11 protein-coding genes are annotated in these 14,971 nt (G+C 70.7%); 1 reads left to right on the forward strand and 10 read right to left on the reverse strand.

Annotated elements, in window-relative coordinates; genetic code table 11:
• Positions 1-122: 122 nt before the first annotated feature.
• The 8 genes from ACWKZU_RS18875 to ACWKZU_RS18910 all read right to left on the reverse strand — a co-directional run bounded on the left by ACWKZU_RS18875 (position 123) and on the right by ACWKZU_RS18910 (position 12,727).
• Positions 123-1,325 (reverse strand): M20 metallopeptidase family protein, encoded by a 1,203-nt coding sequence (locus ACWKZU_RS18875; protein WP_449283883.1) that lies wholly within the window; start codon positions 1,323-1,325, stop codon positions 123-125.
• On the reverse strand, positions 1,322-4,063 hold the full coding sequence (locus ACWKZU_RS18880; RefSeq protein WP_449283884.1) for a dipeptide ABC transporter ATP-binding protein: 2,742 nt from the start codon (positions 4,061-4,063) through the stop codon (positions 1,322-1,324). Before ACWKZU_RS18880 ends, ACWKZU_RS18875 begins: the two co-directional genes overlap by 4 nt.
• Positions 4,060-5,076 (reverse strand): ABC transporter permease, encoded by a 1,017-nt coding sequence (locus ACWKZU_RS18885; RefSeq protein WP_449283885.1) that lies wholly within the window; start codon positions 5,074-5,076, stop codon positions 4,060-4,062. Before ACWKZU_RS18885 ends, ACWKZU_RS18880 begins: the two co-directional genes overlap by 4 nt.
• A 16-nt stretch (positions 5,077-5,092) precedes the next feature.
• Positions 5,093-6,676 carry an ABC transporter substrate-binding protein gene (locus ACWKZU_RS18890; protein ID WP_449283886.1) on the reverse strand — a complete coding sequence of 528 codons (1,584 nt, stop codon included), beginning with the start codon at positions 6,674-6,676 and terminating at the stop codon, positions 5,093-5,095.
• A gap of 81 nt (positions 6,677-6,757) precedes the next feature.
• Positions 6,758-8,230 (reverse strand): aldehyde dehydrogenase family protein, encoded by a 1,473-nt coding sequence (locus ACWKZU_RS18895; protein WP_449283887.1) that lies wholly within the window; start codon positions 8,228-8,230, stop codon positions 6,758-6,760.
• Positions 8,227-9,897, reverse strand: coding sequence for a thiamine pyrophosphate-dependent enzyme (locus ACWKZU_RS18900; protein WP_449283888.1), 1,671 nt, complete (start codon positions 9,895-9,897; stop codon positions 8,227-8,229). The genes ACWKZU_RS18895 and ACWKZU_RS18900 overlap by 4 nt, the downstream gene beginning before the upstream one ends.
• Before the next feature lie 81 nt (positions 9,898-9,978).
• Positions 9,979-11,175: an amidohydrolase gene (locus ACWKZU_RS18905; RefSeq protein WP_449283889.1), complete on the reverse strand. Its 1,197-nt coding sequence runs from the start codon at positions 11,173-11,175 to the stop codon at positions 9,979-9,981.
• Positions 11,176-11,245: 70 nt separating this feature from the next.
• On the reverse strand, positions 11,246-12,727 hold the full coding sequence (locus ACWKZU_RS18910; RefSeq protein ID WP_449283890.1) for a S10 family serine carboxypeptidase-like protein: 1,482 nt from the start codon (positions 12,725-12,727) through the stop codon (positions 11,246-11,248).
• A gap of 96 nt (positions 12,728-12,823) precedes the next feature.
• On the opposite strand from ACWKZU_RS18910, the gene hisC reads away from it, so the two are divergent.
• The gene (gene hisC / locus ACWKZU_RS18915; RefSeq protein ID WP_449283891.1) at positions 12,824-13,897 is read left to right on the forward strand and encodes a histidinol-phosphate transaminase; all 1,074 of its coding nucleotides are present in this window, start codon (positions 12,824-12,826) and stop codon (positions 13,895-13,897) included.
• 53 nt (positions 13,898-13,950) lie between these two features.
• On the opposite strand, the gene ACWKZU_RS18920 is transcribed toward hisC, so the two are convergent.
• Complete coding sequence (locus ACWKZU_RS18920; protein ID WP_449283892.1) at positions 13,951-14,619, reverse strand: helix-turn-helix domain-containing protein; 669 nt, start codon at positions 14,617-14,619, stop codon at positions 13,951-13,953.
• On the reverse strand, positions 14,616-14,971 hold a 356-nt coding region (locus ACWKZU_RS18925; RefSeq protein WP_449283893.1), incomplete at its 5' end, for an FCD domain-containing protein. The genes ACWKZU_RS18920 and ACWKZU_RS18925, both read right to left, overlap by 4 nt.

Consider the following 14,971-nt stretch of genomic DNA (forward strand, 5'->3'; position numbering starts at 1 on the left):
ATTGAAACGCGCAATACCGCCCCGGAAGGGCTCGTGCGGGAATCCCCGACGCCGGAACGGGATCGGCTGGAACGGAGCCGCGCGGAGTCGAGGATCGGTGATGGCGCCCTCAGGACGGTTCCTCAGGGGCGCGCGGGGCTCCCCAGCGCGAGCGCCGCCAACGCCGCAGCCTGATCGGCGAGCACGCCGTCGTCGAAGACCACCTCCGGCGAGTGGTTCGGAGCCGCGGTCTCGAGATCGACCTCGGCCGGCGTCGCCCGCAGGAAGAGCAGCGTGCCCGGCACCTCGCGGAGCACATACGCGAAATCCTCCGAGCCCATGACCGGAGCGGGCGACTCCCACACCCGCTCCTCGCCGAAGGCCTCCCGCAGCACCTGGCGCGCGCGCTCGGTGCGCTCGGCATCGTTGACGGTCGTGGGGCAGAGCAGCCGCAGCTCGACCTCGGCCTCGCAGCCGCGGGCCGCGCACAGCTCGGCGACGAGCTCGGGCAGCCGCCGCTCGACCTCGCGCTGCGCGTCGGCGGAGAGCACGCGTATCGTGCCGCCGAGCTCGACCTCGTCCGGGATCACGTTGCGCGCGGCGGCGCCGGTCGAGAGCTGCGTCACCGAGAGCACCACGGGGTCGAAGACGCTGAAGGTGCGGGTGACGAAGGCCTGCAGCGCTCCGACGAGGTCGGCGGCGACGGGCACCGGATCCACGGTGAGGTGCGGCGCGGAGGCGTGCCCGCCCCGGCCTCGCACCGTGACGCCGAACTCCAGCGAACCGGCCATGATCGGGCCGGGCCTGGTCGAGAAGTTGCCGAACTCGCCGGGGACGACGTGGATCGCATAGGCCGCGCTCGGCGCGGGATCCACCAGGTCGAGCAGCCCCTCCTCGAGCATCAGCCGTGCTCCGTCGCCCACCTCCTCCCCCGGCTGGAACATGAGTACGACCGTGCCCCGCAGCCGATCCCGGTGAGCGGCGAGCAGCCGCCCGGCGCCCACGAGGCCCGCGACGTGCAGGTCATGACCGCAGGCGTGCATCGCATCGCCGGCTGCCGCATAGTCGAGGCCCGTGCGCTCGCGCATGGGCAGGGCATCCATGTCGCCGCGCAGCAGCACGGTCTCCCCCGGGAGGCCGCCGCGCACGATCCCGATCACCGACCCGATCCCTCGCCCGCGATGCAGTTCGACTCCGTCCACGGCGAGTGCGTCGAGCACGCGCCGCTGCGTGCGTGGCAGCTCGAGTCCCAGCTCGGGATCCCGGTGGATCTCGCGGCGCAGGGCGACCAGCTCGGGCAGCAGCTCGCGCGCGTCGGCCAGCAGCCCGCTCCACTCGGCGCTCATCGGGCGAGGCTCCGCAGCAGCGCATCGCTCCCGGCGTTGTCGATGCGCGGGATCGCGTCGACGAGCGTGCGGGTGTACGGGTGCTCGGGTTCGCGCACGAGCCGATCGGGATCGGCGATCTCGACGATGCGGCCCCGCTGCATCACCGCCGTACGATCGGCGATGTATCGCACCGCGGCGAGATTGTGGGTGATGAACAGCATCGAGATGTCGAGCTCCCGCTGCAGCTCGCGGATGAGGTTGAGCACCGCTCCCTGCACCGAGGCGTCGAGCGCAGAGGTGATCTCGTCGGCGATGATCAGCCGCGGCCGCACCGCGAGGCAGCGGGCGATCGCGACGCGCTGCCGCATACCGCCCGACATCTGCCCCGGATAGAGGTCCGCGGTGTTCGAGCGCAGCCGCACGAGGTCGAGCAGCTCGGCGATCTGCGCGCGCCGCTCGCGGCCGCTCGTCATGCCGTGCGTGAGCAGCACCTCGTCGAGCACCTCGCGCACGCTCATGCGCGGATTCAGCGACGAGTAGGGATCCTGGAAGATCATCTGCACGTCGCGCGCCCGCTCGAGCCGGTCGATGCCGCTCGTGCGCAGCAGGTCGTCGCCGCCGAGCGAGACGCGGCCGCCGGCCGCGGCCTGCAACCCGGCGATCGTGCGGGCCACCGTCGACTTGCCCGAGCCCGACTCGCCGACCAGTCCGAGCACCGAACCGCTCGCGAGCTCGAAGGAGACGCCGTCGACCGCGTTGAAGGCCTTCGCCCCGTGCCCGAAGGTCACCACCAGGTCCTCGACGATCAGGTCCGAGCCGCGGCGAGTGCTGTCTGCGGCGTCGACCACGCTGATGAGTTGCGTCGGTTTGCGCTCCCACTCGGGATGCCGGTCGTCGGCGCTCTCGGTGAGGTACTCCGGATCCTCGGGGATCGTCGCGAGGGGCTGCGAGCGGTCGGTCGTGAGATCGGGCATGCACTCCACGAGCGCGCGCGAGTAGGGGTGCTGCAGTCGCTCGGGATGGGGCAGATCGCGCACGTCGACGTCCTCCACGATCTCGCCCTTGTACATCACGAGCACGCGCGAGCACAGTTCGGCGAGCACCGCGATGTCGTGCGAGATGACCACCGCGGCAGCACCCGTCTCCTCGCATTTGGCGCGCAGCAGAGCGAGCACCCGCTGCTGCACCGTGACGTCGAGTGCGGTCGTGGGCTCGTCCGCGATGATCAGCGAGGGGCTCCCGATCTGGGCCATCGCGATCAGGGAGCGCTGGCGCATGCCGCCCGAGAACTCGTGCGGGAACTGATGCGAGCGGCGCTCGGGATCGGGGATGCGCACCTCGTCGAGGGCCGCGACCGCCCGCGCGCGGGCCTCGGCACGGCTGACGCGTTCGTGCACGCGGGGAACCTCGGCGAGCTGAGTGCCCACCCTCAGCGCGGGATTGAGCGCGGTGAGCGAGTCCTGGAACACGACGCCGAGCTGGGTGCCGAGCACGCGCGCCGCAGCCTCGGGCGAGAGTCCCGAGAGATCTCGGCCGTTGAATCGCAGTCGTGTCGCGGTCACCGCCGCGTTGGCGGGAGCGAGCTGCGCAACCGACATCATCGTGATGCTCTTGCCGCTGCCCGACTCGCCGACCACGCCGACGATCTCTCCCGGCATGATCGAGAAGGAGACGTTGCTCACCGGGCGGATCCATCCGTCCGGACCGGGGAAGGAGACCGAGAGACCCTCGACCTCGAGCAGGGGGACGTCCTCATCGGCCCGACCGCCGATCCCGGTCTCGACCGGGCCCGGGGCGGTGCCGACGGCGGCGGTGCCGATCGCGCTCGTATCGATGTCGGACATCGCGGCGCCCGCCTCCACCGAGGCCGTGGCCGCGTCGGCCGCCGCGCTCGGTGCGGGGCCGAGGCGGCGCGCCGAGAGCACTCGACCGCGACCCTGCTGACGCATGTGCGCCGCCAGCGCCTCGCCGAGCATGCCGAACGACAGGCCCGCGAGCACTACGAGCACGCCCGGACCGAGCACCGCCGTCGGCTGACTGTACACCTGCGCGAAGCCCTCGTTGAGCATTCGCCCCCAGTCGTACTCGGGCGGCTGGATGCCGACGCCGAGGAAGCTGAGGCTCGAGAGCGCGAGCAGACCGCCGCCGATCGAGATGGTGACGTTGACGATGACGGGTTCGGCGATGTTCGGCAGCACGTAGCGCAGATACTGGCGTCGCTTCGAGATGCCGAGCATCCTCGCAGCGGCGAGGTACTCCGATCCGCCGACTCGCGACGAGAGCGTCTGCGCGAGGCGTGCGAACGACGGCGTCATGGTGAGCGCGAGCGCGATCACCGAGGTCGTGGGGCCGGCGCCCAGCAGGATGACCGTGAGCATCGCGACCAGCAGCACCGGGAACGCCAGCCACGTGTTGATGACCGCGCTGAAGGCCCGCTGAGCTCGTCGGCCGAGCACGGCCGGCAACGCACCCAGCAGCAGACCCGCCGCGGCCCCGCACGCTGTGGCGATGAGCGCCATGACGAGCGACGTGCGGGTCGCGACGAGGGTGCGCAGCAGCAGGTCTCGGCCGAGGCCGTCGGTGCCGAGCGGATGCGCGGCGCTCGGAGGCTGCAGCAGCGCGCTCGGATCCGGCTCGGCCGCCGCCTCGGCCCAGAGCATCGGCGCGAAGACCGCGAGGAGCACGAGCAGCGCGACGATCGATCCGGAGACGACCGCCATGGGCGATCGCATGATGGAGGTGCGTCGGGAGGTCATGCGGTCTCCAGAAGGGTAGTGCGCCGGTCGATGAGCGAGCGCACGATGTCGACGACGAGATTGACGACCAGGATGACCGTGGCGTAGACGATGGCGAGGCCCTGGACGATGCCGTAGTCCTTGGTCACGATGGCCTGCACGAAGGCTGTGCCGAGGCCGGGCCAGTTGAAGACCTGCTCGACGAGCACGCTGCCCACGATCATCGTGGCCAGCAGCGAGCCGCCGAGGGTGAGCGTGGCGGTGAGCATGTTGGGCAGTGCGTGGCGGAAGTTGACCATCCACGCGGGGAGGCGCTTCGAGCGCGCGGTGCGGATGTAGTCCTCGGAGAGCGTGTTCAGAGCCTCCACGCGAGCGATGCGGGAGAGCGAAGCCGACGAGCCCAGCGCGAGCGCGAGCACCGGGAGGATGTACGACTGCACCTCCGAGTTGCCCGCCACCGGCAGCAGCCGGAAGGTGACCGAGAAGACGAGCACCAGGAACACCGCCAGCAGGTATTCGGGGATCGCGGCGAGGATACCCGTCGTTCCGGTGAAACCGAGCTCGACTCCGCGCCGCCTGCCTCCTTGCGTGAGGAGCGCGATGCCGAGCCCCACGGGGATGGCCACCAGCAGCACGACGACGAAGGCGAGACCGGCGAGCTGGAGCGTCGCCGGCAGGCGGTACTCGACGAGTTCGGTCACCGAGCGACCGGTGATGAGCGAGGATCCCAGATCCCCCTGCAGCAGCCCCACCAGGTAGTTCCAGAACTGCACGATGATCGGATCGTTCAGACCCAGTTCCTCGCGCCGCGCCTGCACGACCGACTCGTCCACAGAGGGCCCGAGCGCGGAGCGGACGGGGTCCCCTCCGGCGAAGCGGAGCACCAGGAACGCGGCGGTCACGATCACGAGGAGCGAGACCACCATGCGCACGATGCGTCGGAGGAGGAACATCAGCCAGCGGTTGCCGCCGCCCCGGATGGATCCCGGGGCGGCGGCTCCGCTCGACTGCAGTGAGAGCGGCTGCGTCGTCATATGCGGGTTTCTGCGATCAGTTCACGACTCGGATCGACGTGGGCGCGATCGAGTCCTTCGAGTAGGCGAACTCCGCGTTCGTGCTGTACACGGTCTCGGTGCTCGAGTGGAAGGGCAGCACCTCGAGGTTGGAGAACAGCGAGTTCTGCGCCTGTTCCCAGGCGCCGCAGCTCTCGTCGCCGGCGAGCAGGCTGGCCTCCGCGACGAGGTCGAAGTACTCCTGGTTGGTGTTGTAGGTCCAGTTGCCGCCGTTCGGCGGGAACTCACCCCCGAGAATACCGGCCCAGTTGCTCGGCAGGCTGGTGAAGATCGGCGCCCAGACCAGGTCCCAATCGCCCCCGCTGAAGATCACGTCGGTGTACGCGGGCGACGGGGTCGGCACGCCGTCGATCCCGACCTCCTTGAGCTTGACCTGCATGAGCTCGATCGCCGCGGTGACGCCGGCGCTCTCGTTCACCGGGTAGAGCAGCTTGAGGCTGAGCTTCTTGCCGTCCTTCTCGCGGATGCCGTCGGAGCCGACGGTCCAGCCCGCCTCGTCGAGCGATTTCTCCGCCGCGGCGACATCGAACGCCGGGATCGCCGCGGAGCTGTCCATGGCGGTGCAGGCCGCGCCGATCTCGGGCACGAGAGTGACGAGCTGCGATCCTCGGCCGGCCGAGGCCACGCCGCCGACTTCATCGCGGTCGAGCGCGTTGGCGATCGCGGTGCGCACCTCGAGATCATGGGTGGGCCGGTTCTCGTTCTGATTGAAGAAGACGAGACCGGGGCGCAGCGGCAGTTCGAGCGTCTGGGTGAAGTCCGGATCCTGCAGGCGATCCCGCTCCGATCCGCCGATGGTCGCGATGTCCAGCTCGCCGGACTGCAGCATGTTGGCGCGCGTCGCATCGCTCTCGACGACCGAGATCTGCACCTCGGCGGGCAGTCCCGCGGTCTCGCTCGTGACGCCCTCGGCACCCCACGCGTAGTCGTCGCGGAGCTCGAAGGAGTAGCTCTGCCCCGGAGCGGAATCGACGAGGCGGTAGGCACCGGTGCCGAACTGCTCGCTGTCGAGCTTCGCGGGATCCTCGAGGCCCGCAGCGCAGATGATCGGGAGCGCGCCCACGCTCTGCGCGAGGAAGCTGTCGGGGGTCGGATAGGTGAAGGTCACCGCGCGGGCGGCGTCATCGACGGCGATCTCGACTTCCGGGTTGAAGTAGACGCCTGTGAACGGCGAGCCGTTCTCGTTCGCGTACTCGAAGGTCGCCTTGACATCGCTGGCGGTGAGCTCCGTGCCGTCCTGGCAGAGGATGCCCTCCTTGAGCGTGAAGCTCGCTTCGGTCGTGCTCTCCTCCCACGACTCGGCGAGCGCGCCGATGGCCGGCTCGCCGGGCCGGAAGGTGAGCAGCGACTCGTAGCCGAAGGCGGCGATGTCGATGCCGGCGCTCGTGGCATTGAGCACCGGGTTGATCGCGCCCGGGTCCGCGCTCACGGCGAGGCGGACGGCTGCACCCTCGACGGGCTCGCCTCCTCCCCCGCCGGGTCCGGATGATGCACTGCACCCGCTGATGGCGAGCGCCATGATCCCTGCAACACCGACAACTGCGGCGGCGTTTCGCTTCATCGCTTTTCCTTTCTGTGGCATCCCGCTTCTCCGCAAGATGGTACTAATCATTATTATGAATATTCATTATTTGTGCACCCCTCACAGGTTACAAGTCTGTTTCGTCCGAGTGCGGGCCGCCTCCAACAGCGCAGCCGCACCCATGACGGACTTGATCTCGAGGAATTCTTCCAAGCCGTGCGCACCGCATTCGCGCCCCACGCCCGATTGCTTCACGCCACCGAACGGCGCCCCGACGTCGAGACCGGCGCCGTTGATGCCGACCGTTCCGGCGCGGATGCGCAGGGCGACGGCGAGCGCGCGCTGCGCATCGGCCGACCAGACGCCGCCCGACAGCCCGTAATCGCTGTCGTTCGCCAGGGCGATCGCCTCCTCGACGGTGTCGTAGACGCTGATCGCGAGTACGGGCCCGAAGACCTCCTCGCGGAAGAGGCGCATCTCGGGCGTGACATCGGCGAAGATCGTCGGCCTCACCCAGGCATCGCCGGTCAGGCCCGTGGGAGCTTCGGCGCCCCCGACGACGAGACGGGCGCCGTCCTCCATCGCCGCCGCGATATGGGCCCGCACCCGCTGCGCCTGGAGCGCAGAGGCGGCAGGACCCATCGTCGTGGCCTCGTCGGCGGGGTCGCCGGGCCTCCAGAGCTCCAGGGCGGCCACCGCCGCGCGCTCCCATTCGGCGGCACGATCACGGGGCACCAGCACTCGCGACAGCGCCGCGCAGGTCTGACCGGTGTTCGCGAAGCACGAGCGGACCACCTCGGCGGCCGATTCGGCGAGCGCCGCGTCCTCGAGCACGATCGCGGCCGACTTGCCGCCGAGTTCGAGCGCGACCCTCTTGATCGTGCCGGCCGCCGTGACCGCGATCCGCTCTCCCACCGCGCGCGAGCCGGTGAAGGAGATCATGTCGACGCCGGGATGCTCGCACAGCGGCTCTCCGACACCTGGACCGTCGCCGAAGACGACGTTCACCGCACCCGCGGGCAGCCCGATACCGTCGATGATCTCGACGAGCGCATCTGCACTGCAGGGGGACGCCTCACTCGGTTTCAGCACCACCGTGCAACCGGCGAGCAGCGCCGCACCGAGCTTCAGCACGATCTGATGCAGCGGGAAGTTCCACGGCGTGATCGCGCCGACGACACCCACCGGCTCCGAGACCACCAGGGAGTTCGAGACGACGGAGGGACCGGAGTGCTCGCGCGCGGCGGCCACCAGGGCGTCGAGGTCGGCGAGCGCCACGCCCACCTGCGCGCTGCGCGCGAATGCGATCGGCACGCCGACCTCGCGCATCAGCGCCTGCGCCAGGCGCTCCCGCTGCTCCTGCATGCCGACTCGCAGACGGTGCACGGCGTCGGCGCGCTCGGGCATGGGCACCGCCGACCACGCGGGCAGGGCACGCCGCGCGGCTGCGACCGCCCGGTCCACGTCCGCCCGGGTGCCGCGCAGGGCGCGACCGACGACCTCGCCGTTCGCGGGGTTGATCACGGGGATCCACGCCGCATCGGCCGGGAAGTCCCGGCGCCCGGCGATGTAGTGGACGGCTTCCGCGGTCATCGTCGCCCGGCCTCCGGCACGAGGTGCGCTCCGGGATCGAGCGGGGCCGGGGCGGGGATGCCCTCGTGGATCAGGTGCCAGGGCGACGGGAATTCCCCGACGGGCACCTCGACGAGGATCGGCTCGTTGGCCGGGATCGCCTCGGCGAGCACCGCGGCGAGCTCGGCCGGGGTGTGCGCCAGCGCAGAGCGGATCCCGAACGCGGCCGCGAGCTGCTGGTAGTCGGGGTTCGTGAGGTCGCTCGCGAAATAGCGGGCGCCGTAGCGGTTCTTCTGGATGCGGCGCACGTTGCCGTAGAAGCCGTCGGTGAAGACGATCGCGACCAGACCGAGGTCGTAGCGCCTCATCGTCGACAGTTCCTGCAGCGTCCACGAGAAGCCGCCGTCGCCGTTCACGGAGACCACCGCGCGCTCCGGATCCGCGGCTTTCACGCCGAGCGCGGTCGCGAACCCGTAGCCGAGCGTGCCCTGATACCCGGGGCCGATGTAGGTGCGCGGAGCGTGGGCGGGATAGCAGGCGCTCGCCGCGTAGCCGACCTGGGTGAACTCGCTGACGAACACGCCGTCCTCGGGCAGCGCATCGCGGATCACCGCGAGGTACTCGCGTTGGGGCGCGATGTCGTCGAAGCTGGCCTCGACCCAGGCCCGCGTCGCCGCGAACTCGGGCTCGCGGCTCGGACGGGGATCGTCCGGCAGCGCCCCGAGCAGCGCCTCGAGGCCGACCGCGGCGTCGGCGTGAAGGCGCACCGCGGCCTCGCGCGGGCCGTGCAGATCGGCCTCCTCGGCGTTGAGCAGCACCACTCGGGCGTCGGCCACGTCCACGCGCGTGCCGAACGTGCTCACGAAGCGCGTACCGACGGCGAGCACCGCATCCGCGCGATCGCGCAGCTCGCGCAGGGCGAGAGCGTCGAAGACGAGCCGGTGTCGGGCGTCGACAGCGCCCCGACCCCCCTCCGTGATGAGCACGGGGGCCTCGAGCCGCTCGGCGAGAGCGAGGAGCGCGCGACCCGCGTCGGCCGCGACGACCCCTCCGCCGGCCACGATGAGCGGACGCTCGGATCGCGCCAGCAGCTCGGCCGCGTCGGCGATCCGCTCCGCGTCCGGCGCGAGCGGGCGAGGCTCGACGTAACCGGGGATCTCGACATCGGCGAGTGCGGCGAGCACGTCCGGCGGCACCTCCAGCGCGACCGGCCGCGGGCGTCCGGAGCGGAGCTGCGCGAACGCCTCGGCCACGAGGCTCGGGATCTCGGCTGCGGAGCGGGCGGTACCCGTCCACTTCGTGATCCGCTCGAGCATGCCGGTCTGATCCGGGATCTCGTGAAGGGCGCCGAGGCCCTTGCCGATCGCCTGAGAGTCGATCTGACCGGCGATGAGCAGCAGCGGCGAGCTGGTCGCGTAGGCGGTCGCGAGGCCGGAGAGCGCGTTGAGCACACCGGGGCCGGGAACGACCATGGCCACGCCCACCTCACCGGTGCTCCGCGCGTAGCCGTCGGCCATGTAGCTCGTCGCCTGCTCGTTGCGGGCGCAGACGAAATCGATCCGATCCCCGCGGTCGTAGAGCGCGTCGGCCGCCGCATCGAGCTGCACGCCGGGGATGCCGAAGACGCGGCTCACGCCCTGTGCGATCAGCGACTCGGCGAGCAGCTCGCCTCCTGTCATCTCGGTCATCGTGTCCTCTCAAGCTCCATTGCGGGGGCTCTGCCGCCGTGCGACATCCCGATAGATATCAATCTAATGATTATAATCAATTTACGCAAATACGCCCTCGAACGATCCGTCGCCGACGCCGTCGACCGCCACCCCGTCGACCACCACGGCGCGCACCCGGCTCGCGACGTCGAGGGGGTCCCCCGACCACAGCACCAGGTCGGCGTCGAGACCGGGCGCGAGCGCGCCCACGCGATCGTCGATCCGCGCGATCCGCGCCGGCTCGACGGTGACCGCGGCCAGGGCGGCCTCGCGCGACAAACCCTCTCGCACGGCCAGGGCCGCCTGCAGCACGAGATGCTGCTGAGGCACGACGGGATGATCCGTCGTCAGCGCGAGCCGCACCCCCGCCTCGGCGAGGCGGGCCGCATTCGCGGGGTCCGCCTCCGCGCACTCGACCTTGCCGCGGGCCGAGAGGATCGGGCCGAAGATCACCGGGATGCCCCGCTCCGCGAGCACCGCGGCGAGCTTGTGGGCCTCGGTGCCGTGATTGATCACGAGGCGCAGCCCGAACTCGTCGGCGATGCGCAGTGCTGTCGCGATGTCGTCGTGGCGATGCACGTGCTGGTCCCAGAAGAGCTCGCCCGACAGCACGTCGGCCAGTGCCTCGAGATCGAGGTCGGACCGGAAGGCGTCGCCCGCACGCACCGCCGCGGCGCGCCGCCGGGCGTAGTCCTGCGCATCCAGCAGCGCCTGTCGGATCACCTGGGCGGTACCGAGCCTCGTCATCGGCGACTGGTTGCGAGCCTCGTAGGTGCGCTTCGGATTCTCCCCGAGAGCCGACTTCACGCTGACCTCCGCGCGCACGATCCGCTCATCGATCACGCGGGATCCCGCGGTCTTGATCGCGGCCGTGCGTCCGCCGATGGGGTTGCCCGAGCCGGGTTTCACCACGACCGTCGTGACGCCTCCGCCGAGAGCGTCGCGGAACGCCGTGTCCTCCGTGTTCACCGCGTCGATGATGCGCGTGCCTGCGGCGTTGGGACGGCTGAGCTCGGAGGCATCAGCCCCGGCCCACCCGACGCCGTCCTCGTGCGCTCCGATATGGCTGTGGGCATCGACGAGGCCGGGCGTGAGCCAGCACCCCGCCGCCTCGACGCGACGCACGCCGCTCGGCGCGGCGTCGCGTTCGCCGACCCACGCGATCCGCCCGTCGCGCACGTGCACGGCGCCCGCTCCGAACACCTCGCCGGTCCCCGTCAGCACACGAGCGCCGACGATCAGATACTCCTCGCTCATGCGCGGTCCTCCCTCGTTCGTTCCGTTCGTTCCGTTCGTCCTGTTCGTCCCGCCGTCGCTGCGCACCGCCTCACGCCGTCTCCACGACGTCCGGTACCGCGGCCCCGGCGATGAACGCCCGCAGATCCGCCCCGAGCCGTCGCGCGGACTCCCGGTCGCTGTACATCATGTGCCCGCCCTCGTAGCATCGGAGCGTCACCCGGTCACGGGGCAGAGCGTGCTGGCTCAGCAGATTGCACGCGGCGCCCACCGTGGTCAGTGAGTCGTAGTGCCCGGTCCCGATGAAGAGCCTCGCCCGGTCGTTCGCGCGCATCCAGGCCCGCAGGTTGGCGGCGTAGTCGAAGACCGCGAAGGGCGAGGGAAGCGGGCTGCCGCCGAAGGCCCCGATCGCGCGATGCTCCTGATAGTCCCACCGCTCGTGCGCGCCGGGCGCCGCCAGCAGATAGGGGGCATCGCCCGCCACGCCGAGCGAGTCGCGCAGGTGGCGGTGGATGAGCGCCGTGAAGGCGGCGTCGAGGCGGGTGCCGGTCGGCTCGTATTCCGGCTCCGGCAGGCCGACCGGCGCACTGGGCAGGGTGTAGCGCGCGTCGGTCAGACCGAGCACCCGTCCCGGGAGCAGTTCGCGCCTGAAGTCCTCCTTGTTCACCCGCAGCCGCCGCGCGAGCAGCGCATCGACCGACAAGCCGCAGAAGCCCGAGAACTCCCTGGCGATCTCCCTCTCGGCGTCGGGATCGAGCAGGTCTCCGCACAGCAGGGCCGGAGCGTAGCGCTCGATCGACCAGCGGTGCGCTCGATCGGCCAGTTCGTCGACCGGAACCCCCAGGTAGGAGCCCCGTCCGTGGTAGCGCGCCGTCACCGCGAGGAACGGCACCGCTGCGATGTAGCCCACGGCGTTCCCGGGACGCTGCGTGGTCTCCTGCGCGTTCACCGCTTGCCCGATCAGCGCACAGCCCGAGACCGCGATCGCGGTGTCGCGGTGCTGCAGCCGGGTCGCCAGCAACGCGGCTCGAATCGTGCCGTAGCTCTCGCCGACGAGGAAGACCGCGTCGCCGAGACGACCGTGATGCACGAGCCAGGCGGCGATGACATCGGCGACGTGGTCGGCATCGGCCTCGGCCCCGTCGACCGCCGCGGAGGCCGTGTCGGGGTCGATGCCCGCCTCGAGCCGCCCGAGTCCGGTGCGGATCGGATCGATGAACACGAGGTCCGCCGCGCTCAGCAGACTGCCGCAGTTCTCCTCGAGTCCGTACGGCGGCATGGCCCCTGCGCCGAGATCCTCCGGAACCGCGACGCGGAACGGCCCCACACCCCCGAGATGCAGCCACACCGACGAAACCCCCGGACCGCCGTTGAACACGAACGCCACCGGGCGCCGGTCCTCGCCGGCCCGTCGCTCGAGTGCATAGGAGATGGTGTGGGCGGTGCCGATCCGCCGGCCTCCGCTCGCCGTCACGGCCACCCGCTCGACACGACCCGTGAAACGCCGCCCGGCACCGCCGTTGGCGTCCAGGCCCGCGGAGAACCCGCGCGGCTCCGATTGCCACTCGATCATCTGCACCTCGCTTCAATTCAATTCAATTGGTTATAATCAATCTATCGAATCCACGCAGCGATTGCGACCATCGCAGCACACCCGAAGGAGTCCCGCATGCCCACCCTCCGCATCCGCGAGCATCTCGACGCGATCCCCGGCTATCGACAGGGCCGGTCCGCAGCCGCCGATCCGGGGATCGAGACCTACAAGATCTCCTCGAACGAGAACCCCTACCCGCCGCTGCCCTCGGTGCGGCAGCGCATCGCCGAGCTCGTGGACGGCCTCAATCGCTACCCCGACTCATCGGGCGCAGCGCTCGTCGAGGCCCTCTCCGAGCGCCACGGCGTCTCACCCGACAACGTGGTGCTGGGCAGCGGCTCGATCGAGATCGTCTCCCAGCTCATCCGCGCGACGGCAGGACCGGGCGACGAGGTGCTCTTCGCCTGGCGCTCCTTCGAGGCCTACCCGATGCTCGTGCGCGCCGCCGGAGCCGAACCCGTGCAGGTGCCCCTCGACTCCGAGCTGCGGCACGACCTCGACGCGATGCTCGGGGCCATCACGGAGCGCACGCGCCTGATCCTCGTCTGCAACCCCAACAACCCCACGGGCACCACGGTCGGCGCAGCCGCGCTCGAGCGCTTCCTCGACCGGGTGCCGCAGGACATCACGGTCGTCATCGACGAGGCCTACGAGCACTTCAACCGACAGGACGACGCGCCGAAGGGCGTCACGATCTTCAAGGATCGCTCGAACGTGGCCGTCGCGCACACCTTCTCCAAGGCCTACGGCCTGGCGGGCCTGCGCGTCGGCTACGCCCTCGCCCCCCATCCGCTGGCTGCGGCCATGCGCAAGGTCTCGATCCCGTTCGGCGTCACCTCGCTGGCGCAGCAGGCCGCCGTGCGGTCGCTGGAGGCCGAAGACGAGCTGCAACTGCGGGTCGACGCGCTCATCGCCGAGCGCGAGCGAGTCGTCGCCGCACTCGAGGACACGGGACTGAGGGTGCCCGAGAGCCAGGCGAACTTCGTCTGGCTCCCCCTCGGCGACGCCACGACGGCGGCCGCCGAGCTGCTCGAGGCGGCCGGACTGATCGTGCGCCCGTTCCCGGGCGAGGGGCTGCGCGCCACCATCGCCGAGACAGAGGCCAACAACCGCCTCATATCAGTCGCACCCCGGTTGGCGTCGGCCTGACGAGTCCCGGCCGGAAGCCCGCATCCGGACCGGAGCGCCCGTTGCGGGCGGGATCAGGTCCGCCCGCAACGATCCGCGATATCCGCAGCGGCGGCGCGGCCCGCGGCGATGAGCCGATCGGCGTCCCCCGGGCGCATGGTGACCAGCATCACGCAAGCAGGTCCGTACTGCTCCGGCAGCGACACCGGGAACGCCGCGGCCCACGCTCCCGCGAGCGCCTTCCCGCTGCTCGTCGCGTAGCCGCGCCGACCGATATCGTCGGACCCGCCGGAGCGCGCGCTGTCGATCACGAGCCGCGGCGCGATGGGGCCCTCGCTGAAGCGGTGACCCACGGGGGTCACGAGATGCATCTCGGCCGTGTCGGGCGACTTGCTGACCGCCGCGATGAGACCCTCGGCCGTGTCGAGCACCAGCACCGCTCCGGCCTCCGCCGTGTTCGCGGCGCGCTGCAGCGGCTCCGCGACCAACTCGTCGAGGGTGCGCTCGAGCGGCCGCGCCAGCTCGAGCAGACCGGCCCCCAGCACATACCGCCCTCGGGAGGTGCGATGCACCAGGCCCCGCTCCGCCAGGCTGCCGATGATCCGGTACAGCGGGGGTCGCTGCGTGCCGAGTTCGCGCGCGAGATCCGTCACCGAGATACCCTCGTCACTCGCGGCGAGGAGGTGCAGCAAGTCGACAGCCCGCGACACCGTCGTGGATCGCAGCTCGGCCGCGCTGCTCATCGGTTCGAGAGCACCGTCTGGTGATCGCGCACCGCGGCGAGCGCCGCCTCGAGATCGCGATCCACGATCGCGTCCACCAGGCGATGATGCACCTCGAGGCGCCCCTCGGAGGTGGAGGTGAAGCCTGGCACGCTCGGCAGACCGTCGAGATTCGTCAGGATGAAATCGACCACGTTGGTGTAGACCATGCTGAGGATCTTGTTCGGCGAGATCTGAGCGATCCGCTTGTGCAGCCGCCAGTTGAGCGGCTGGGCGAGGTCGGCGTTCTCCCACACCTCGTCGAGCTCGGCGAGGAGCGCACGCAGCTCGAGCACGTCCTGCTCGGTGCGGTGCAGCACCGCGTCGGACATGA

Source organism: Leucobacter sp. (assembly GCF_053528595.1).